We start from the raw sequence: 20,660 nt of genomic DNA, 5'->3' as shown, positions 1-20,660 counted from the left end.
GGAACGAAAGAAATCACACCCCCCCACCCCCCCCCCCCCCCTCCCGGGCGCCTCCCCCCACCCCCCCACCCCCCCCCCCCCCCTTCCCCCCCCCCCCCCCCCCCCCCCCCCCACCCCGCTGATCAGGATCGGCCGTGACTCACTCCTCGGCGAGCATGCCCGTGCGCAGGGTGCTCAGGATGCGCGAGAGCAGCCGGGACACGTGCATCTGTGACACACCCAGTGCGGCGCCGATCTCCGACTGCGTCATCTCCCGCCCGAAACGCATCTCGACGATTCCGCGGTCGCGTTCGTCGAGCCGCCCCAGCAGCGGTGCCAGCGCGTGGAAGTCCTCGATGAGTTCCATGGCCGGGTCGCAGGCGCCGAACGTGTCGGCGAAGACACGCCCGCCGGCGGCGACGGGGGCGTCGTCCCCGCCGTCGGCCGACAGGTCGAGCGAACCGGCGGTGTAGCCGTTGGCCGCCACCCGGCCGTCGATGACCTCCGCCTCGGTCAGCCCCAGATGCCCGGCCAGCTCCGCCACGGTGGGCCCGCGGCCCAGTCTGTCGCTCAGCTCGTCCTGGGCCCGGGTCAGCTCCGTACGCAACTCCTGGAGTCTGCGCGGCACATGGACGGCCCAGGTGGTGTCCCGGAAGAACCGCTTGATCTCCCCGTGGATGTAGGGCACCGCGAAGGAGCTGAACTCCACCTCGCGGGAGAGGTCGAATCGGTCGATGGCCTTGATCAGGCCGATCGTGCCGACCTGGAGGATGTCCTCCATGTCGCCGTTGCCCAGATTACGGAAGCGCCGCGCCGCGTATCTGACCAGGGACTGGTTCATCTCGATCAGGGTGTTGCGGGTGTACTGGTACTCCGGTGTGCCCTCTTCGAGCTCCTGGAGCCGGTCGAAGAAGAGTTTGGACAGCGCCCGTGCGTCCCTGGGGGACACCTTCCCCGTGTCCTCGATCCACGGAAGCCCGTCCGCCGGTGTGTCCGTTTCCGTACGGGTATTGACCGCTCCGGAGCCCATGAGGGCCGGAGTGGTGGGGGAGTGCGTACTCATCGTTACGTCATCGCCTTCGCTGATGTGGGCGCTCTGCCGCGTTGCCACTGCCTGAGAGGACCCGTCCGGTCCTACGGTGGCCTAATAGTTGCCGCCTGGCAAGTGTTGCCCGGAATCAGTTTCTCTAACGGGATGCCTGGCCGAAGATCGCCTAGCATGTCGGCGGAAGGCGTGGTGAGTCGTGGTACTGAGAACTTTCGGCTGGGCGTTCGGTTTCACCGCGCTCGGCCTGGCGGCGGCGGTGTTCTATGACGGCTGGGCCGCACTCGGGGTCGTCGCGATCCTGACCGTGCTGGAGGTCTCGCTGTCCTTCGACAACGCGGTGATCAACGCCGGGATCCTGAAGAAGATGAGTGCCTTCTGGCAGAAGATCTTCCTCACGATCGGTGTACTCATCGCCGTCTTCGGCATGAGACTCGCCTTTCCCGTCGTCATCGTCGCCGTCACCGCCAAGCTCAGCCCCGTCAAGGCGGTGGAGCTGGCCGTCAACGACAAGGACCGCTACCAGCAACTGGTCACCGACGCCCACCCGTCGATCGCCGCCTTCGGCGGCATGTTCCTGCTGATGATCTTCCTCAACTTCGTCTTCGACGACCGCGAGATCAAGTGGCTGGGCCGGATCGAACGCCCGCTGGCCAGGCTCGGCCGGGTCGAGATGCTCTCCGTCTGCCTCGCGCTGATCGTGCTGCTCGTCGCCTCGATGACCGTGGCGACCCACGCCCACCAGCACGGCGGAGCACACGCGGACAAGGCCCAGACGGTGCTCACCGCCGGACTCGCCGGCCTGGTCACCTATCTGATCGTCGGCGGACTCTCCAGCTACTTCGAGAACCGCCTCGCCGACGAGGAGGAGGCGCAGGCGGAGAAGGAGGCGCAGGCGCGGGCGGCGTCCGGGCGCGGCGGCAAGGGCGGTCCCTCGGCCGTCGCCGTCACCGGCAAGGCCGCGTTCTTCATGTTCCTCTACCTGGAGGTCATCGACGCCTCCTTCTCCTTCGACGGTGTGATCGGCGCGTTCGCCATCACCAACGACATCGTCCTGATGGCGCTCGGTCTCGGCATCGGGGCGCTGTACGTCAGGTCGCTGACCGTCTACCTCGTCCGCCAGGGCACCCTCGACGACTACGTCTATCTGGAGCACGGCGCGCACTACGCGATCGGCGCGCTCGCCGTGATCCTGCTCGTCACCATCCAGTACCAGATCAGCGAGATCATCACCGGCCTCGTCGGAGTCGTCCTGATCGCTGCGTCCTTCTGGTCGTCGGTCCGGCGCAACCGGCGCATCGCGGCGGGCACGGCGCGCGCCTCGGACGCCGCATGAGCGGCACGCCCCGGCAGTCGTACACGACCACGACGGCCGCGCGCCGGACCACCGACGTGCTCCAGCCCCGCAACGCCCTGCTCGCCGGGATGGTCGGCATAGGCGCCGCGGCGGCGGGCGACTGGACCGGCGTGCCCTGGGGCCTGCTGGGCGCGCTGTGCGCCGGGGTGGTGCCGGCCGCGTACATCGAGTGGGAGCGCGGGCGCGGCAGATGGGGCGACCGGCATGTCGTGGACCGGACCCAGCGGGCGCCGATCTTCCTCGTGATCCTCGGCTCGATCGGCACGGGCGCGCTGGCCATGATCGCGGGAGGGGCGCCCCCCGGCATCCTGATCGCGATGACCGCGCTGTGGGCGATGACCGTCCTCCTGCTGGCGGTGAACACCGTGTGGAAGATCAGCGTCGACTCCGCGGTGGCCTCCGCCGTCGTCGCCATGCTCGCCGCCGTCCACGATCCGCGGTGGCTCGCGGCGTACGGTCTGGTCGTGGCCGTGTGCTGGTCCCGGGTGCGGCTCGGCTACCACTCGATCGCCCAGACGGCGGCGGGTGCCTCGCTCGGCGCGGCCACGGCGACCGCGTTCCTGCCCTGGTAGGAACGGTCGCGGCCACCGGACGGGCGGAGGACGGGGTAACGGGGCATGGTGGACGCGACGCACACGGCCGACGGAGGACTGCATGACGAACGGTGACGCGGCGAACGGCAGGGGCGCGGGGAACGGTGCCGAGGCGAACGGCTCGGACGCCGTGCGCGACGGCGCGGCGAGCGGTACGGACGAGGCGCCCGCGCTCCACTGTCTGGTCACCGGCGCCACCGGCTACATCGGCGGCCGGCTCGTTCCGGAACTGCTGGACGCCGGACACCGGGTGCGCTGCCTCGCCCGTACACCCGGGAAACTGCGCGACCACCCCTGGGCCGGCCGGGTCGAGTCCGTCCGGGGCGATGTCACCGACCCCGAATCCGTCCGCGACGCCATGCGGGGCATCGACGTCGCCTACTACCTCGTCCACGCGCTCGGCACCGGAGCCGGTTTCGAACGGACCGACCGCGAGGCCGCCAGGATCTTCGCCGAACAGGCCCACGCGGCGGGCGTCCGCCGCATCGTCTATCTCGGCGGCCTCACCCCGGCCGGTGTACCGGAGCGGGAGCTCTCACCCCATCTGCGCTCCCGCGCCGAGGTCGGACACATCCTGCTCGACTCACCGGTCCCCACCACCGTGCTGCGCGCCGCCGTCATCATCGGGTCCGGCTCGGCGTCCTTCGAGATGCTGCGCTACCTCACCGAACGCCTCCCGGTGATGGTCACGCCGAGCTGGGTGCGCAGCCGTATCCAGCCGATCGCCGTCCGGGACGTCCTGCGCTACCTGGTCGCCGGCGCGCGGATGCCCGCCGATGTGGACCGTTCCTTCGACATCGGCGGCCCCGACGTCCTCACCTATCTCGACATGATGCAGACCTACGCCGCCGTCGCCGGACTGCGGCGCCGGCTGATCATGCCCGTACCCGTCCTCACACCGACCCTCTCCAGCCACTGGATCGGGCTGGTCACCCCCGTACCCCGGTCGATCGCCCGGCCGCTCGCCGAGTCGCTGCGGCACGAAGTGGTCTGCCACGAGCACGACATCGCCCGCCATGTGCCCGACCTCCCCGGCCGGCCCATCGGCTTCGAGGAGGCGCTGCGTCTGGCCCTCAAACGGATCCAGGACGCCCAGGTCTCCACCCGCTGGTCCTCCGCGGCCGTGCCGGGCGCGCCGAGCGATCCGCTGCCGACGGATCCCGACTGGGCGGGCGGCAGCCTCTACACCGACGACCGCGAACTGACCGTCGAAGCGGGCCCCGAGGCGCTGTGGCGGGTCATCGAGGGCATCGGCGGCGACAACGGCTGGTACTCCTTCCCGCTGGCCTGGGCCGTACGGGGCTGGCTGGACCGCCTTGTCGGCGGCGTCGGACTGCGCCGGGGGCGCCGGGACGCCGCACATCTGCGGGTCGGGGACTCGCTGGACTTCTGGCGTGTCGAGGAGATCGAACCGGGCCGGCTGCTGCGGCTGCGCGCGGAGATGCGGCTGCCGGGGCTCGCCTGGCTGGAGATGCGCGTCGAAGGCGGCGCGAGCGGCCCCACCCGTTACCGGCAGCGCGCCGTGTTCCATCCGCGCGGGTTGCCGGGACATGTGTACTGGTGGAGCGTCGCGCCGTTCCACACCGTCGTGTTCGGCGGGATGGCGCGCAATATCGCGCGGGCCGCGCGAACCGCCCGTCCGGAGACCGCCGGCGGGACGGCCGCCGGGCAGGCCCGGTAGACGGCCCCGGGCCACCCCCGCGCGAAGGCTTTACGGGCCCGCCGTGCGGCGGTAACTTCCTTCCCGCAAGAGCTTGCAGCAACATTCCGGCACAACTTCCATGCCGGACCGTGCTGTTCAGCCGACCCCTGAGGCGCGTCAGGGTCCCGGCCGCCGCGGTGGTGACCGCGGCATCTCTCCGCAGGAGTCCTGGATGACGCGCGACTTGCACCCGGCCCGCCCCCGACCTCACCGGTTCAGACGCCCCTTGGCCGCGGCGACCGCCACGATCGGTCTGCTGGGCCTGCTCAGCGCCGTACCCGACAGCGGGGACACGGCACCGACGCCCGTCGCCGCCGCCGAGACCACGGCGACGGTCTTCTACTACACCAAGACCAAGAACTGGCCGGCGTACAACCTCCATTACGCCCCGGACGGCGGCACCTGGACGACCGTGCCCGGCGTCCGGATGGAGGCCGCCTGCACGGACTGGGTGAAGAAGACGGTCACCCTCGGCGCCGCGCCCGGACTCAAGGCCACCTTCAACGACGGAGCCGGCGTCTGGGACAACAACGCCGGGAGGAACTACGACCTGGGCAGTGGGAACATCACCGTCAAGGACGGCGTGGTGGCCCACAGCGACCCGTGCGCCGGCACCGGACCGGATCCCGACCCGGGCGGGGGCAACACGGCGGACGTCTACTACGCCACCACCGACGTCGGCTGGACCACCACCAATCTGCACTACCGGCCCGACGGCGGCGCCTGGACCCCGGTCCCCGGCGTCGGCATGGAGCCCGCCTGCACCGGCTGGGTGCGCAGGGCAGTGGATCTCGGCACCGCCACCGCGATGCTCGCCACGTTCAACAACGGCAACGGCGTCTGGGACAACAACAACGGCAGCAACTACACCGTCCCGGCCGGGCTCAGCACCGTCAGGAACGGCAGCGTCACCAAGGACGCCGCCGACCCCTGCGCGGCCGAGCCACCGGACACCCGGGCACCGACCGTGCCCGGGAGGGTCACCGCCACGGCGGACGGCGTCGCCACCGTCGTCACCTGGGAACCGTCGCACGACGACCGGGGGGTGACGAAGTATCAGGTCACCCGCACCGGCGGCACGAAGGGCACGCTGGTCACCGACGTCGCGTCGACGGTGCTCTCCGACACGGACCTGGAGGAACGGACCACCTACCGCTACACCGTCAGGGCGGCCGACGCGGCCGGCAACCTCTCCGCGGCGTCCACCGCCGCCGAGGCCACCACCGGCGACCGGCCACCCGCCGCCGAGCCCGGAAAGCCCCTGGGCACCGACCCGCGCAAGGACCCCATCTACTTCGTCCTCACCGGCCGCTTCAACGACGGCGACCCGGGCAACAACCGGGGCGGCAGCCAGCACGTGAAGTCCGGCAACGCCGCCAACAACGACCCCATGTTCCGGGGTGACTTCAGAGGGCTCGTCGACAAACTCGACTACATCAAAGCCCTCGGCATGTCCGCGATCTGGATCACCCCCGTCGTCCTCAACCGCTCCGACTACGACTACCACGGCTACCACGGATACGACTTCTACCGGGTCGACCCGCGACTGGAGTCCGCCGGCGCCTCCTACCAGGACCTCATCAACGCGGCCCACGCCAAGGGCATGAAGATCTACCAGGACGTCGTCTACAACCACTCCTCGCGCTGGGGCGCCAAGGGCCTCTACACCCCGACGGTCTACGGCGTCCGGGACCAGGACTGGTCCTGGTACTACGACGAGCGGAGCGACGGCTTCGAGTACGACGGCCTCACCGTCGAGCCCAAGTCCGGGAAGTCCTACTACAACGGCGACCTCTGGTCCACGGCCGAACCGTCCGGCAACACGTGCGTCAACTGGGGCAAGCCCACGCAGCACACCTCGCCCGAGGGCTACCGCATCTACAACTGCCAGTGGCCCAGCCCCACGTCGGGCATGTTCCCGAAGGCGTACTACCACAACTGCTGGCTCGGGAACTGGGAGGGCGAGGACTCCCGCTCCTGCTGGCTGCACGACGACCTCGCCGACCTCAACACCGAGTCCGCGCCCGTCCAGAACTATCTGATCGGCGCCTACGACAAGTACATCGACATGGGCGTGGACGGCTTCCGTGTCGACACCGCCGTGCACATTCCGCGCACCACCTTCAACCGCCGCTTCCTGCCCGCCATCCAGGAGCGCGTCACGCGGAAACACGGTGCCGGGGCGGCCAGCAACTTCTTCGTCTTCGGCGAGGTCGGCGCGTTCGTCAACGACAAGTGGAACCGGGGATCGGTCAACCACTCCGCGCAGTTCTTCACCTGGAAGGAGCGCAAGGAGTACGCCGCGGACGACGCGAAGGCCGCACTGGAGATGTACGAGTACGAGAACCAGGCCGGCGTCGCCGCACAGCCCACCTCCACCAACGCGTTCCTCGACGGCAACGCCTACCACACCCCCGATCGCAGCCGGTTCTCCGGAATGAACATCATCGACATGCGCATGCACATGAACTTCGGTGACGCCGGCAACGCCTTCCACAACGGCAAGGACTCCGACGACTCCGTCAACGACGCGACCTACAACGTCGTCTATGTGGACAGCCATGACTACGGCCCCAACAAGAGCGCCGAACGCTACACCGGCGGCACCGACGCCTGGGCCGAGAACATGTCCCTGATGTGGACCTTCCGCGGCATCCCCACCCTCTACTACGGATCGGAGATCGAGTTCCAGAAGGGCAAGAGGATCGACTGCGGCCCCTCCTGCCCGCTCGCGACCACCGGCCGCGCCTACTTCGGCGACCATCTGGCCGGCGAGGTCAAGGCGTCCGGGTTCGGCAGGGCCGACTCCGCCACCGGCCAGGTCGCCACGACCCTGGCCCAGCCGCTCGTCAGACATCTCCAGCGGCTGGGTGAGATCCGGCGGAGCGTGCCGGCCCTCCAGATGGGCCAGTACTCGACCGAGGGCATCACCGGCCAGATGGCCTTCAAGCGCCGCTACACCGACGCCGCCTCGGGAACCGACAGCTTCGCCCTGGTGACGGTCACCGGCGCGGCGAGGTACACCGGGATCCCGAACGGCACCTACCGGGACGCCGTCACCGGCGACACCCGCACGGTGACGGGCGGCACGCTCGACGTGGCGGCGCCCGGCAAGGGCAATCTGCGCGTGTACGTCCTCGACCTCGGCGGCGCGAACGCGGCACCGGGCAGGATCGGCACCGCCGGTCCCTATCTGAAGTGAGCGCGCGCCCGGGCGGGGCGAACACCCGCCCTGCCCGGGCACAGCCGTCCCCGTCCAGGATGCGGCCGGTGATTGACCCCGTCCGGCTCGCGCGGTTACGTTGCGCGGCATGCAGCGAGCCGCGCACCTGACGACGAGAGATCACATCGATCTCAAGCGCGTCTGCTCCGCGGCGTGTCACCAGGGCTGACATCACAGCGCCCACGCGATCGGCCGACCCCCGGCGGGACCCGTCCCCGGGGTCGCCGCCGCTGCCGTCCAGGATCTGGAAGACACCCGTGAAGATGCCGCCGGTCCCCGCCCCTCGCCGACCCACCCCCCTGCGCCGCGCGGACATCCCGCCCGGCACCGCGGCGCCACGCCGCCCGCCGGGCACCAGGACCGTGCTGAACGCCGTCCTCGACCACGGCCCGGTCGCCCGCAGCACCGTCGCACGCCTCACCGGGCTGTCCCCGGCGTCCGTCACCGGGCACAGCGCGCACCTGCTGGCCCGTGGGCTGATCCGGGAGAGCCCGGAGACCACCGGGCCGCGCGGTCTCGGCCGGCCGCACGTACCCGTGGACATCGACACCGGCCGCCATCTGGTGGCCGGCGCGCACATCGCCGTCACCAACTCGACGCTCTCCCTGATGGATCTGCGCGGCCGGATCGTGGCCGAGGACCGGCGCCCGCACCGGGGCGCCCGGCCACGGCCGGACGCCGTGCTGGACTCGCTCGCCGAGCGGCTGCCCCGCCTCGTCGCGGCGCACGCGGGCGGCCGTTCGCTGCTGGCCCTGGGCGTGGCCACCGGCCACCGGGTGGACCCCGGCGCGGGGGTGGTCGTGCGCCATCACCAACTGGGCTGGCGCGACGTGGCCGTACGGGACCACCTCAGCGAAGCGACCGGGCTGCCGGTCCATGTGGACAGCCACGCACGGGCGTTGGCGCGGGCCGAGCAACTGGTCGGCGAGGTGGCGACGCGCGGGAGCGCCGTCCTGCTGTTCGTCGGAGCCGTGGTGGACGCCGCGTTCACCACCGCCGGAGAGGTGCACCTCGGACCCCGGCACGGCGCGGGAAGCATCGCGCACCTGCCGGTCGGCGGTGACGGCAGCCTCGAATCGGAGGTCTCCGAGCAGGCGATGGTGCGGCTCGCGGCCGAACAGGGCCACCCCGTCGCGACGTTCCCCGCCCTGCTGGCACGCGCGGTGGCGGGGGAGCGCCGCGCGCTCGCGCTGTTCCGCCGCAGGGCCCGGCTCACCGGCCGGGCCGTGGCACTGCTGCTGGACATGTTCGACCCCGAGGTCGTGGTGGTGGTCGAGCCGGGCACCGGGCTGCTTCCGCACTGCCTGGAGGAGCTGCGGACGGAGGTCGCGAGACGTTCCCAGGTCTGCGACGACCCCGAACAGGCCGTCGTGGCGAGTAGTTTCACCGGCCGCGTGCTGGCCACGGCGGGGGCGGCCGTGGCGCTCGGTGCCCTGTACGCCGATCCGCTGGGCCCCTGGCCCGCGCTGACGCACGTGTCCTGACGGGTGGGCGACCGCTCCCGGCCGGCGGGCCCCTTCGAGCCGATCGCTTCGAGTTAATTCAGGAAGTTGCATTGTTGACCCGTCCGGTACATGCGCAGGACAATCAATTCATGACCATTCGGCAGCGGATTCCGCGTCACATGCCCTGCCCCTGTTGTCGCGCCTGAATTCTCCTCGCGCCACGGTCCGCCCGATGAATTCACCGGCGATCACGTCCGGCCCGCCACGCGCGCCCCGGACCGCGTAGACCCTGGTCGCCCCACGGCTCCGTACCTCACCGCCGCATGCCCTTCTCCGCTGCTTCCACCTCTCTTCCCTGGGGGAGACATTGACTGTCACCGTGTCGTCGCATCCCGCTCCGGGTATCGCCCCGGAGCGCTTCAGGAAAGTGTTCCGCCGATATCCGGCGGGGGTGGTCGTGGTCACCGCGGACGCCGGCCACGGTCCCGTCGGTTTCACCGCCACCTCGCTCACGTCGCTTTCCCTCTCCCCGCCCCTCGTGTCGTTCGGTATCGCCCTCACCGGCTCGTCCTGGCCGACGATCGAGCGCGCCTCCTCCGCCGTCGTCAACTTCCTCGGCGCCGAACAGGAGCCGCTGGCACGGACGTTCGCCACCAGTGGTGTCGACAGGTTCGCCGCGCCGACGGCCTGGCGGCGGCTGCCGGAGGGGGAGCCCGTACTCGACGGTGTGGCGGGCTGGCTGCGGCTGAGCGTCCAGCAGATCGTCGCCGCCGGTGACCACCGGATCGTCGTGGGCCGCGTCGAGGAGGCCGCGCACGACGAGGGACGGCGACCGCTGCTGTTCCACGACGGCCGCTACCTCGCCCTCTGACGCATCGCGCCACAGCCCCCGCCACCGCACGCAGCCCGCCACACCGCACCCTCCGCCCCCGCACCAGGAGATGAAGACCCATGTCACGCGAGCCGGACCGCAAGCCCCTGCACCTCAACGCCTTCCTGATGACCGCGGGCCACCACGAGGCCGCCTGGCGGCTCCCGCGGAGTCCGGGCGACGGCACGGACGTCGAGCACTACAAGAACCTCGCCCGCATCGCCGAACGCGGCAGACTCGACTCGCTCTTCCTCGCCGACGGCCCCGCCCTGTACGGCGACCCGGGCCGCCGGCCCGCCAGCATCCTCGAACCCACCGTGCTGCTGACCGCGCTGGCCGGCGTCACCAGCCGGATCGGCCTCATCGCCACCGCCTCCACCAGCTACAACGAGCCGTACAACCTCGCCCGCAGGTTCGCCTCCCTCGACCATGTCTCGGGCGGCCGAGCCGGCTGGAACATCGTCACCACGGCGGGCGCCGACGCCGCCCGCAATTTCGGTCTGGAGGACACCCCGCCGCACCACGAGCGCTATGTGCGGGCGGCCGAGTTCATCGACGTGGCCACCAAGCTGTGGGACAGCTGGGCCGACGACGCGGTGGTGGCCGACAAGGCGCGCGGTCTGTACGCCCTCGCCGAACGCGTCCGCCGGATCGAACACCGCGGCCCCCACTTCCGCGTCGACGGGCCGCTGAACGTGAGCCGCTCCCCGCAGGGCCACCCCCTTCTCGTGCAGGCCGGGTCCAGCGAGGACGGCAAGGACTTCGCCGCGCGCTACGCGGAGGCCGTGTTCACCGCGCAGCAGACCCTGGACGAGGGTGTCGCCTTCTACCAGGACGTCAAGCGGCGCGCCGTGGCCCTCGGGCGCGACCCGGACGGCATCAAGATCCTGCCGGGGATCGTGCCGGTCATCGGGGACACCGAGGCCGACGCCCTGGCGCTGGACGCGGAGCTGGACCGGCACATCGTCCCCGAGTACGCCCGGCGTCAGCTGGCGAACTTCCTCGGCGTGCCCGCCGGGCGACTGGTCCTCGACGAGGAACTGCCCGACGACATCCCCACCGAGGACGAGATCCAGGGTGCCAAGAGCCGCTTCACCCTGGTCGTGGAGCTGGGCAGACGCGAGCGCCTGACAGTACGTCAGCTCATCGGCAGGCTCGGCGGCGGTCGGGGGCACCGCACCTTCGCGGGCACGGCGGAGCAGGTCGCCGACACCATCGAGCACTGGTACGACAGCGGCGCGGCCGACGGCTTCAACATCATGCCGGCGCTGCTCCCCTCCGGTCTGGAGGTGTTCGTCGACCAGGTCGTGCCCATCCTCCAGGAGCGCGGCCTGTTCCGTACCGAGTACACCGGTACGACGCTGCGCGAGCACTACGGACTGGCGCGCCCGGCCAACCGGCTGTTCGACCCGGTGGGCGGCTGAGCGGTGGGGGCGGGGAGGCGCACCGGACACCCTCCGGGGCGCAGCCGTACGCGATACTGCGCACATGCGCATTTCAGCCAGAGCGGACTATGCGGTACGCGCCGCGCTGGAACTCACCACGTCCCCGGGCGACGCCCCCCTGAAGGCGGAGGCGATCGCCGCCGCCCAGGACATCCCGCACAAGTTCCTGGAAGGCATCCTCAACGACATGCGCCGCGGCGGGCTCGTGGTGAGCCGGCGCGGCGGCAACGGCGGTTACCGGCTGGCCAGGGCCGCGGACACCATCACGGTCGCCGATGTCATCCGGGCGGTGGACGGACCTCTCGTCTCGGTACGCGGAGTCCGTCCGCCGGAACTCTCCTACAGCGGGTCCGCCGAGTCGCTGCTGCCGCTGTGGATCGCGGTGCGGGCGAACGTCCGCAGGATTCTGGACGTGGTGACGCTGGCGGACGTGGCCTCGGCCGGGCTGCCGGACGACGTGTCCGCCCTCGCGTCGGACCCGGAGGCGTGGACGAACCCCTGACGGGGCGGGGAGGGGGAGGGACGGGAGCGGACAGCGGGCCGGACCCGGTTCCGCAGGCCCGGTCCGCAGGCCGGGACACGGGTCCACCATATGAACACGCCCTTGGGCCGCGGGCGACTCCGTGCCAAGATTCCTACCAATCCAGTGGGAAACATAGGGATGTTGGAGGTGGCCGGCGCCGTGCCGACGAAACCCGTGGTCCGAACCGCTGCCCCGCGCAAGCCCCCCGCGGTCGACCACGCGATGTGGCGGCGCGTCACGCGGGAGGTGGCCGACGACCTCGCCGCCGACGCGATCGCCCGCGACCGGGCCGGGAAACCGCCCTACGACGAGGTGGCCCGGCTGAGTGAAGCCGGACTGCCCGCGCTCCTGACGCCACCCGCCTCCCTCGGCCGGACCGGTACGCCTTCCGGCGCGGCCGGGGGCGGGGGCGGCGCCGGCTGGCGCACCGCGACGACCGTCATCCGCGAGATCTCGGCGGCCGACGGCTCCATCGGCGAACTCGTCGCCCGCCACTACGTACTGTCCTGGAGCGGCCGCTTCTTCGGCCCCGCGGACGACCCGGCCGGGCACCGGGACCCCGCGGCCGAGGGGCTGCTCCTCGGCGGCGGCACCGACCTGCCGGACCCGGAGAACGGGCCCGGACTCACCCTCTCCCCGGCCGGCCCTGGCCATCTCCTCAACGGCCGCAGGACCGTCCCCGCGGGGGTCGGTGTCGCCGACCGTCTGGTCGTCGGAGCGACCTCCACACAGACGGGCGAACTGCTGATCGCGCTGGTGGACCCGGACCACCCCGGTGTGCTCACCGGCACCGACGACGACCGCATCGGCCAGCGGCTCACCGGCGCGGGCAGCGTCCACTTCGACGACGTGCCCGTGGACGCGGGCCACATCCTCGGCGCCACGCCACGTGACGAGCACGCGGTCTCCGCGTACACCGCGCTCGCGCCGCTCGCCCTGCGCCTCGTCCTCGGCCATGTCGCCCTGGGCATCGCCGAGGGCGCCCTCGCCGAGGCCCGCGACGTCAGCCGGGCGGTGCTGCCCGCACCGCGCTCCGGGGCCACGGGCGCCACCAGCTACGCCGTACGGCCCAGCGGCGATCCGTATCTCCTGCTCGCGTACGGGGAGTTGGCGACCGCCGCGCACACCGCCGCCGCCGTCGTGGAACGCGCGACCGACGCCCTGGAACAGGGCCTGGCCACCGGGCGCGACCTCGGCATGGACCAGCGCGCCGAGATCGCCGTCCTCGTCGCGGCGGCCGAGGCCGTCACCAGCAGATCCGCGGTCGACATCACCACGCGGATCCTCGAACTCACCGGAGCGGCGGCGTCGTTCGACGGCGGCCCGGCGCTCGACAGGTTCTGGCGCAACGCCCGCGCGCTGACCGCGCGGAGCTCACCCACGCACCGCCTGCGCGACATCGGCGACCACTACCTCAACGGAACGCACCCGCCCTTCACCGCGCGTACGTAGGGTCGGCACGCTCCGGTTCGCACCGGCACGCCGCCGGGCAAGCCGACGTGCCGGTCCCGGCCGGCGAGGCCGTGCACGGGACGTACGGGGACGCACCGCGCGTGCCGGCCCGCGCTCCGCGCCCACCGATGGGGCAATCCCGCCGGCGCGGGTCCGGATGGGGTCGGATGGCGGGCGTCATCGATAGACGCCCCCCTGTCTCCGGCGCGGCGTCCCCGAACTCCCGAGCCGGAGCCGGGACCCGTACGGGGCCGAGCGGGGGCCGCACCCCTGGGAGCCCTGTTGAAGCTCAGACACGCCGCCGCCGCGCTGGCCGGATCCGTGGCGATCGCCGTCGCGGCGGCGGCGCCCTCGTCCTCGTCCTCGTCCTCCTTTTCCGTCTCCGTCACGGCGGACTCGGCCCACGCGTCGGCGCTCGCCCCCAACGGCGGCCTGGCGGACTTCTCCACCGCGTTCGCCCGCTCGCGGACCGACCCCGAGAGATCCCCGTCCGGCGCCAACGACTGGGCCTGTCGGCCCGGTGCCGCGCACCCGAGGCCCGTCGTGCTGATCCACGGCACCTGGGCCAACGCGTACGCCAACTGGCAAGGGCTGTCACCCGTGCTGAAGCGGGCCGGCCACTGCGTCTACGCCCTCAACTTCGGAGCGCCCGACGGTGACGTGTTCAAGGGGAGGGGCCATGTCCCGGAGTCCGCCAAGGAGGTGGCCGCCTTCGTCGACAAGGTCCTGGACGCCACCGGCGCCGAGAAGGTCGATCTGGTCGGGCACTCGCAGGGCGGTGGCCTGCTGCCGCGCTGGTACCTGAAGTCCGAGGGCGGCGCGGCGAAGACCCACCGCCTGGTGGGCATCGCCCCGAGCAACCACGGCACCACGGCGTCGGGCATGGCGTCCCTGGCCAGGTCGCTGCGCGTGCTGGACCCGGCCGCGCAGATGGCCGGGCTGGCGGCGAAGGACCAGACGATCGGGTCCGACGTCAACGCGCGGCTGGACGCCGGGGGAGACACCGTGCCCGGTGTCCGCTACACGACCGTCGTCACGCGCACCGACGAGGTGGTCACCCCCTACCGTCAGCAGTACCTCGCGGCGGGCCCCGACGCCCCGGTGGAGAATCTGGATCTCCAGGACGCGTGTCCGGCGGACATGAGCGCGCATCTGGGCATTGCGTACAGCCCGGTCATGTACCGGCTGGTCCTCAACGCCCTCGACCCGGCGAACACCCGCCCGGCGAACTGCCTGAGCTGAGCCGGGACACCGCCGGCCGGGGCACGGCGTGGACTGCGAACGAATCGCCCATATGTTCGAACGTGTGGTTATGCTGGGCGTATGGCAGCACACGCGCAGGGGTCGCTCTTCGACCAGGCCGACGAGATCCGGCTCGGTCCGCTGACCGGTGTCCGGCGGACCGTCCTGGGTGACGGGGCCTGGATCGATCTCCTCCCCGGCTGGCTCGCCGGGGCCGACGCGCTGCACGAGGAGCTGGCCTCCGGCGTGCCGTGGCGGGCCGAGCGCCGGCGGATGTACGAGCGGGAGGTGGCGGTCCCGAGGCTGCTCGCCTTCTACGGGGAGCGCGACGGCACGCCGGACGCCCTCCCGCACCCGGTCCTGGACGAGGCGCGCGACGCCCTGAGCGCGTACTACGCCGGCGAACTGGGCGAGCCCTTCGCGACCGCCGGACTCTGCTACTACCGGGACGGCCGCGACGGGGTCGCCTGGCACGGCGACCGGACGGGCCGGGGTTCGAGCGAGGACACCATGGTCGCGATCCTGTCGGTCGGCGCGCCCCGGGATCTGGTGCTGCGGCCTCGGCACCGGCACGGTTCCGTCGTCCGCAGACCGCTCGGGCACGGCGACCTCATCGTGATGGGCGGCTCCTGCCAGCGCACCTGGGAGCACGCCGTCCCCAAGACCGCGCGGGCGGTGGGCGCGCGCATCAGCGTCCAGTTCCGTCCGCGCGGTGTGCGCTGAGCGACCCGGAGGCCCCGTCGCGCCAACGGGCCCGAGCGTCCGGGAAATCCGTCACGGCCTTGACGCGTCGGGCTTGGTGATGTGCAATATATTGCATGCCGGTACCCCAGGGCCGAGGGCTCGTCTCCAGATCACTCCTGCGGGAGAACGCCTACCAGGCGCTCAGGGACGCGATCGTCGACGGCACACTCACTCCGGGGGAGCGGCTCAACGACAGCGATCTCGTGGAGTGGCTGGGGATCAGCCGCACCCCCATCCGGGAGGCGCTGGCGCGCCTGGAGCAGACCGGCCTCGTACGGACCAAGCCGGGCCGCTACACGATCGTCAGCCCGCTCGACCTCAGAGCGGCGCGCGGCGCGCAGTCCGTCACCGCCGCCATGCACGAACTGGCCGTCCGGGAAGCGCTCCCCAACCTCTCGGCGGCCGAACTCGACGCCATGCGCGCCGCCAACGACCGCTTCGCCGGCGCCCTTGCCGCGAACGACGTGGACGCGGCGCTGGCCGCCGACGACGCGTTCCACGGCGTCGCCGTCACCGCCGCCGCGAACCAGGCGCTGCGCGCCGTACTCGAACAGTTCACACCGGTGCTGCGCCGTGTCGAGCGGGTGCGCTTCTCCTCGCTGAGCGGCCGGGGCTCGGTCGCCCAGCACGACCGGATCATCGAGCTGTGTGCCGCCGGTGACGTGGAGGGAGCCGCGGCGGCCACCCGCGCCAACTGGCAGACGCTCGCCCCGCTTCTCGACACGCTGGCCGTCGAGGACGGCGACGACTGACCCCGAGCCCCAAGGAGCCCGAGATGTCCCTCGACCGTTTCCCGCGCCACCCCCTCCTCTTCGGCCCGAGCCCCGTCCATCCGCTGGACCGTCTCTCCGGCCATCTCGGCGGCGCCCGTATCTGGGCCAAGCGCGAGGACTGCAACAGCGGTCTCGCGTACGGCGGGAACAAGACCCGCAAGCTGGAGTATCTGGTCCCCGACGCCCTCGCGCGGGGAGCCGACACCCTGGTGACCATCGGCGGCATCCAGTCCAACCACACACGGCAGGTCGCCGCCGTCGCCGCCCGCCTCGGGCTGAAGGCGGTCCTGGTCCAGGAGAGCTGGGTCGACTGGCCGGACGCCGTCAACGACAAGGTCGGCAACATCCTGCTGTCCCGTGTCATGGGCGCCGAAATACGTCTGGTCGATGCCGGGTTCGGCATCGGCGCCAAGGACAGCTGGCACCGGGCGCTGGCCGACGTCGAGGCCCGGGGCGGTACTCCTTACGCGATCCCGGCGGGTGCCTCGGACCATCCGCTCGGCGGACTCGGCTTCGCCAACTGGGCGCGGGAGGTGGCGATTCAGGAGCGGGAGCTGGGCGTCTTCTTCGACACGATCGTGGTGTGCAGCGTCACCGGCAGTACGCACGCGGGCATGATCGCGGGTTTCGCGGGACAGGACCGCCCCCGCAGGATCCTGGGCATCGACGCCTCGGCCAGGATCGGCGAGACCCGCGCGCAGGTCGCCAGGATCGCCCGCGCCACCGCCGAACTCATCCGGCTGGGACGGGACCTGGGAGACGACGAGATCACCGTCCTGGAGGGCTGGGCCGGGGATCTGTACGGCGTTCCGGTCGAGTCCACGCTCGACGCCATCCGGCTCACGGGCCGGCTGGAGGGCATGATCATCGACCCGGTGTACGAGGGGAAGTCGATGGCCGGGCTGATCGATCTCGTCCGCGCCGGGGACATCCCGGCGACGTCGAACGTGCTGTACGCGCATCTCGGCGGGCAGCCCGCCCTCAACGCCTACAGCGGTGTCATCCGCTGAGCGCCGCCCACCGCGCACCGCCCGCCGCGGCCAGTTGAACGGGCGATGTACGGGGTATGAACTCCCGTTGCCACAGGCGTGGTTCGGCGCCCCCACGCCATCACGCGCAGGCGTCGTGACAGTGCTCTACGGCCATCGCCGGACGTCGCGGAGTGATCGGCAGTGGTCACACTCGGCTCATCTATGGCCAAGGGATATTCAAGGAGCAGCCAAGACTTCGCCTGCATGAAAGTTCTTTAATGTTACGGGAGTTAACGTCCGTGCGTGAAAATGACCACGCATGCTCAGATGCCGGTGGCGACCAGCCGCCGCGCACTGCTCCGCGCCTCCGTCGCCACCGCGGCGGTCGCCACAGCCGCCGGCGGCGGACTCGTCGCCGGCGCCACGTCGGCGGGGGCCGCCCCCCGGCAGTCCGCGACACGTCCCAGGCCCAGTACCCCCGCCGCCGCGCTGGCGGAACTCTCCGCCGGCAACCGTCGCTGGCGCAACCTCAACCAGCAGCACCCGCACGAGTCCCAGAGCCTGCGGCAGTCTCTCGTCTCCGGCCAGACACCCTTCGCCGTGATACTCGGCTGCATCGACTCCCGCGTCCCGCCGGAGCTGGTCTTCGACCAGGGGCTCGGCGACCTCATGACCGTCCGCTCCGCCGGTGAGGTCCTGGACGACGCCGTACTCGGCAGCGCCACCTACGGCGTTCTCGAACTCGGTGTCCCGCTGATCGTGGTCCTCGGGCACCAGTCGTGCGGGGCCGTCGCCGCCGCCGTCCACGCGGATGAGACGGGCGCGCACCTGCCCGCCTCCCTCCAGTACATAGCCGACGAGATCAAGCCCGCGATCGACCACTCGCAGGAGGGCGACGCGCGGGTCGACGCCACGGTCAGCGCCCAGGTCAACCTGGTCCGTTCCCGCCTGGCGGCCGAGCCCGACCTCGCCGCCAAGGTGGCCGCGGGTGAGCTTCAGATCGTCGGCGCGCGCTATGAGCTGAACACCCAGCTGGTGCACCGCATCAGCTGACCCGGCCGGAACCCAGGGGTTCCTCACGGTGCGTCGAGGGAGCGCGGACGAGTGCCACTCGTCCGCGATCCCTTGCGTTCACGGCCCCGCCCCGCCGCCCCGGCCGACGCCGCGTGCAGGGACCGCAGGGCGAGCAGCAGGACCCCGATGTCGTCGAGGTAGACGGGGTCGGGCAGCAGGTCCACGGGGCTCACCACATAGATGAGGGCGCCCCAGTACGCGGCGCGGTTCGTCAGCGGTATCCCGGCCTCGCGCAGCAGCGCACGGGCCCGGAAGACCCTGACGAACAGGACGATCGTCGTGGCCAGCATCGCCACCACCGCGACGGCGGCGACGACGAGGGCGACCGTGAGGTTGACGTCCATCGTTTCCATGGCCTCCTGGGGCGAGGGCCTTCCCTCTCCCGGAGCGTGTTCCCGCAACGGGACGCTCCACCGAACGAATTGAGCGGCTTCACCGCGCCGCCCCCTCTCCGGAGCCGTCCGCCGAGTCTCTCGCAACGCGTGTCCGCCGGCGGTCCCGGGGACCCGGCGAAGTGCACCGACCCGGAGTTGAACAATTCGTTCAACATGATCTGTTGACATCCTCGTGTGTGCCGGACCATGCTTGCCCGCATGTCATCGACTTCCGGCCGGCGCCCCTCCGACCCCTTCACCGCACCTCACCCCGACCGGGCCCGTGCGCACCGCGTGCACGCGTCCCTGTTCCGTATCGCCGAGCGGCACGCGGCCACGGAGGCCCAGCGCCGCCGGCAGACGCACCCGTCCGTGATCGCCCCGCACGAAGCCGTCAGGCTCGTGTCCTTCCTGCTCAGCGGGGCGGCGAAGCCGGAAGCGGGTGAGCCGGAGGTGGACCACGCCGACATCACCGCCGCCCTGAGCCTGGTGCCGCGCGCCCGCGGGGACATGGACGAACTGGAGGCGGGGCTCCTCCAGATGGCGCGTGGCCGGGGCATGACCTGGCAGGAGATCTCCTTCGGCCTCGGTCTCGGCACCCCGCAGGCAGCCCGCCAGCGCTACGAACGGCTGGCCGGGCGCACGGCCGGGGATCAGGACGCCGAGTAGAACCGGGCGACGGCCACCCGGGGTGCTCACCCGCCGGTCATCCGCCGCGGGCGCGGGGAGCGGGGACACGGTGGGCCGGCGGCACGTCGTACGCGGTGAGCGGGCGAGCCGGCGGGCAGAGTAGAGCCATGGTGATCACCTCGGACGACGGGCAGCCGCCCCGCGCTCTCCTCGGCAGTTGGCCGACCCCGCTCGAACCGATGCCGCGGCTGGCCGGCGCGCTCGGCCTCGGCGCCAACGACCTCTGGGTCAAACGCGACGACCTCGTCGGTCTCGGCGGCGGTGGCAACAAGGTGCGCAAGCTGGAATGGACCTGTGGGGCGGCGCTGGCCGACGGCGCCACGGTGCTGGTGACGACCGGGGCGCCGCAGAGCAACCACGCGCGACTCACCGCGGCGGCGGGCGCCCGGCTCGGACTGGACGTCGTTCTCGTCCTGGCCGGCGACGCCGGTGCGTCCGAGTCGGGCAATCTCACGCTCGACGGTCTGTTCGGCGCGCGGGTGGTCTGGGCCGGTGATGTCGGCAAGGACGAACTCGCCTCCATCGCCCGGCACGTGGCGGGCACGCTGCGGGACCGGGGCGCCGTCCCCGCGCTGGTCCCCTTCGGTGGCTCCAGCGTGCTCGGCGCCCGCGGCTATGCCGAGTGCGGCCGGGAACTCCGCACGCAGGCAGCCGACCTGGCGACCGTCGTGGTCGCCCTCGGCTCCGGCGGCACCATGGCCGGACTCGTCGCGGAACTGGGAGCCGAGCGGGTACTGGGCGTCGACGTCGGTGCCGTCGCCGAGCCCGGCCGCGTCGTCTCGCAGCTGGTCTCCGGGCTCACCGGAACGCACTGCCCGCCCGAGTCCCTGCGGATCCGACCCGACCAGGTCGGATCCGGCTACTCCGCGCTCACCGAGCCCGTCATGACCGCCCTCACGCTGGCGGCGCGCACCGAGGGCATGGTGCTCGACCCCGTCTACACCGGCCGGGCGATGGCCGGACTGGCCGCCGCGGTCGGGGCCGGCGACATCACACCGGGCCGGCGTACGGTCTTCCTGCACTCGGGCGGCCTGCCCGGCCTCTTCGGCCACCGGCAGGCCCTCGAACGGGCGGCGGCCGAACTCGCCGTGGACGGCGACCCGTTGAGCACCTGGGAGCCCTCACCGACGGTGGCCGACCGGCCGCGGTGAGAGGCC

At 71.8% G+C, this 20,660-nt stretch carries 18 protein-coding genes; 16 read left to right on the top strand and 2 right to left on the bottom strand.

The features are described from left to right. Positions 1-139: 139 nt before the first annotated feature. Positions 140-1,009, bottom strand: a complete 870-nt coding sequence (locus tag ACZ61E_RS12920) for a SigB/SigF/SigG family RNA polymerase sigma factor (protein ID WP_469699737.1) — start codon at positions 1,007-1,009, stop codon at positions 140-142. 214 nt (positions 1,010-1,223) lie between these two features. Between ACZ61E_RS12920 and ACZ61E_RS12915 the strand changes: the two genes are divergently transcribed. From ACZ61E_RS12915 to ACZ61E_RS12850, 14 genes are all read left to right on the top strand, one after another. Beyond that, complete coding sequence (locus ACZ61E_RS12915) at positions 1,224-2,360, top strand: DUF475 domain-containing protein (protein WP_469699660.1); 1,137 nt, start codon at positions 1,224-1,226, stop codon at positions 2,358-2,360. Further along, a complete protein-coding gene (locus ACZ61E_RS12910) occupies positions 2,357-2,953 on the top strand; it encodes a hypothetical protein (protein ID WP_469699658.1) in 597 nt (198 codons plus the stop codon). The genes ACZ61E_RS12915 and ACZ61E_RS12910 overlap by 4 nt, the downstream gene beginning before the upstream one ends. Positions 2,954-3,035: 82 nt before the next feature. Then, complete coding sequence (locus tag ACZ61E_RS12905) at positions 3,036-4,655, top strand: SDR family oxidoreductase (protein ID WP_469699656.1); 1,620 nt, start codon at positions 3,036-3,038, stop codon at positions 4,653-4,655. A 193-nt stretch (positions 4,656-4,848) separates the two neighbouring features. Continuing rightward, positions 4,849-7,878, top strand: coding sequence for a carbohydrate binding domain-containing protein (locus ACZ61E_RS12900; RefSeq protein WP_469699654.1), 3,030 nt, complete (start codon positions 4,849-4,851; stop codon positions 7,876-7,878). Between the two features lie 284 nt (positions 7,879-8,162). Beyond that, entirely contained in the window at positions 8,163-9,383 is a 1,221-nt protein-coding gene (locus ACZ61E_RS12895; protein ID WP_469699735.1) for an ROK family protein, read from the top strand. Between the two features lie 328 nt (positions 9,384-9,711). Next, positions 9,712-10,215 carry a flavin reductase family protein gene (locus ACZ61E_RS12890; protein WP_469699653.1) on the top strand — a complete coding sequence of 168 codons (504 nt, stop codon included), beginning with the start codon at positions 9,712-9,714 and terminating at the stop codon, positions 10,213-10,215. A gap of 80 nt (positions 10,216-10,295) precedes the next feature. Further along, positions 10,296-11,639 carry an LLM class flavin-dependent oxidoreductase gene (locus tag ACZ61E_RS12885; protein WP_469699652.1) on the top strand — a complete coding sequence of 448 codons (1,344 nt, stop codon included), beginning with the start codon at positions 10,296-10,298 and terminating at the stop codon, positions 11,637-11,639. A 64-nt stretch (positions 11,640-11,703) separates the two neighbouring features. Next, complete coding sequence (locus ACZ61E_RS12880) at positions 11,704-12,162, top strand: RrF2 family transcriptional regulator (protein WP_469699651.1); 459 nt, start codon at positions 11,704-11,706, stop codon at positions 12,160-12,162. Positions 12,163-12,342: 180 nt separating this feature from the next. Beyond that, on the top strand, positions 12,343-13,635 hold the full coding sequence (locus ACZ61E_RS12875; RefSeq protein ID WP_469699650.1) for an acyl-CoA dehydrogenase family protein: 1,293 nt from the start codon (positions 12,343-12,345) through the stop codon (positions 13,633-13,635). 282 nt (positions 13,636-13,917) lie between these two features. After that, positions 13,918-14,877 carry an esterase/lipase family protein gene (locus ACZ61E_RS12870; protein ID WP_469699649.1) on the top strand — a complete coding sequence of 320 codons (960 nt, stop codon included), beginning with the start codon at positions 13,918-13,920 and terminating at the stop codon, positions 14,875-14,877. An 81-nt stretch (positions 14,878-14,958) separates the two neighbouring features. Then, positions 14,959-15,600: an alpha-ketoglutarate-dependent dioxygenase AlkB gene (locus ACZ61E_RS12865; protein ID WP_469699647.1), complete on the top strand. Its 642-nt coding sequence runs from the start codon at positions 14,959-14,961 to the stop codon at positions 15,598-15,600. Positions 15,601-15,695: 95 nt separating this feature from the next. After that, a complete protein-coding gene (locus ACZ61E_RS12860; RefSeq protein ID WP_469699646.1) occupies positions 15,696-16,373 on the top strand; it encodes a GntR family transcriptional regulator in 678 nt (225 codons plus the stop codon). A 23-nt stretch (positions 16,374-16,396) separates the two neighbouring features. After that, a complete protein-coding gene (locus ACZ61E_RS12855) occupies positions 16,397-17,404 on the top strand; it encodes a 1-aminocyclopropane-1-carboxylate deaminase (protein ID WP_469699644.1) in 1,008 nt (335 codons plus the stop codon). Between the two features lie 270 nt (positions 17,405-17,674). Continuing rightward, positions 17,675-18,418 carry a carbonic anhydrase gene (locus ACZ61E_RS12850; protein ID WP_469699643.1) on the top strand — a complete coding sequence of 248 codons (744 nt, stop codon included), beginning with the start codon at positions 17,675-17,677 and terminating at the stop codon, positions 18,416-18,418. Positions 18,419-18,441: 23 nt separating this feature from the next. Here ACZ61E_RS12850 and ACZ61E_RS12845 read toward each other — a convergent pair whose 3' ends face one another. Then, on the bottom strand, positions 18,442-18,783 hold the full coding sequence (locus ACZ61E_RS12845) for a YkvA family protein (RefSeq protein ID WP_469699733.1): 342 nt from the start codon (positions 18,781-18,783) through the stop codon (positions 18,442-18,444). A gap of 249 nt (positions 18,784-19,032) precedes the next feature. Here ACZ61E_RS12845 and ACZ61E_RS12840 point away from each other — a divergent pair, with 249 nt between their 5' ends. Together ACZ61E_RS12840 and ACZ61E_RS12835 are read left to right on the top strand one after the other, a co-directional pair. Next, the gene (locus ACZ61E_RS12840; RefSeq protein ID WP_469699642.1) at positions 19,033-19,482 is read left to right on the top strand and encodes a DNA-binding protein; all 450 of its coding nucleotides are present in this window, start codon (positions 19,033-19,035) and stop codon (positions 19,480-19,482) included. Between the two features lie 128 nt (positions 19,483-19,610). Beyond that, positions 19,611-20,654: a pyridoxal-phosphate dependent enzyme gene (locus ACZ61E_RS12835; RefSeq protein ID WP_469699641.1), complete on the top strand. Its 1,044-nt coding sequence runs from the start codon at positions 19,611-19,613 to the stop codon at positions 20,652-20,654. Positions 20,655-20,660 lie beyond the last annotated feature (6 nt).

The organism is Streptomyces sp. NPDC104581, from assembly GCF_055583685.1.
This window is presented reverse-complemented; position numbering and strand designations above follow the sequence as displayed.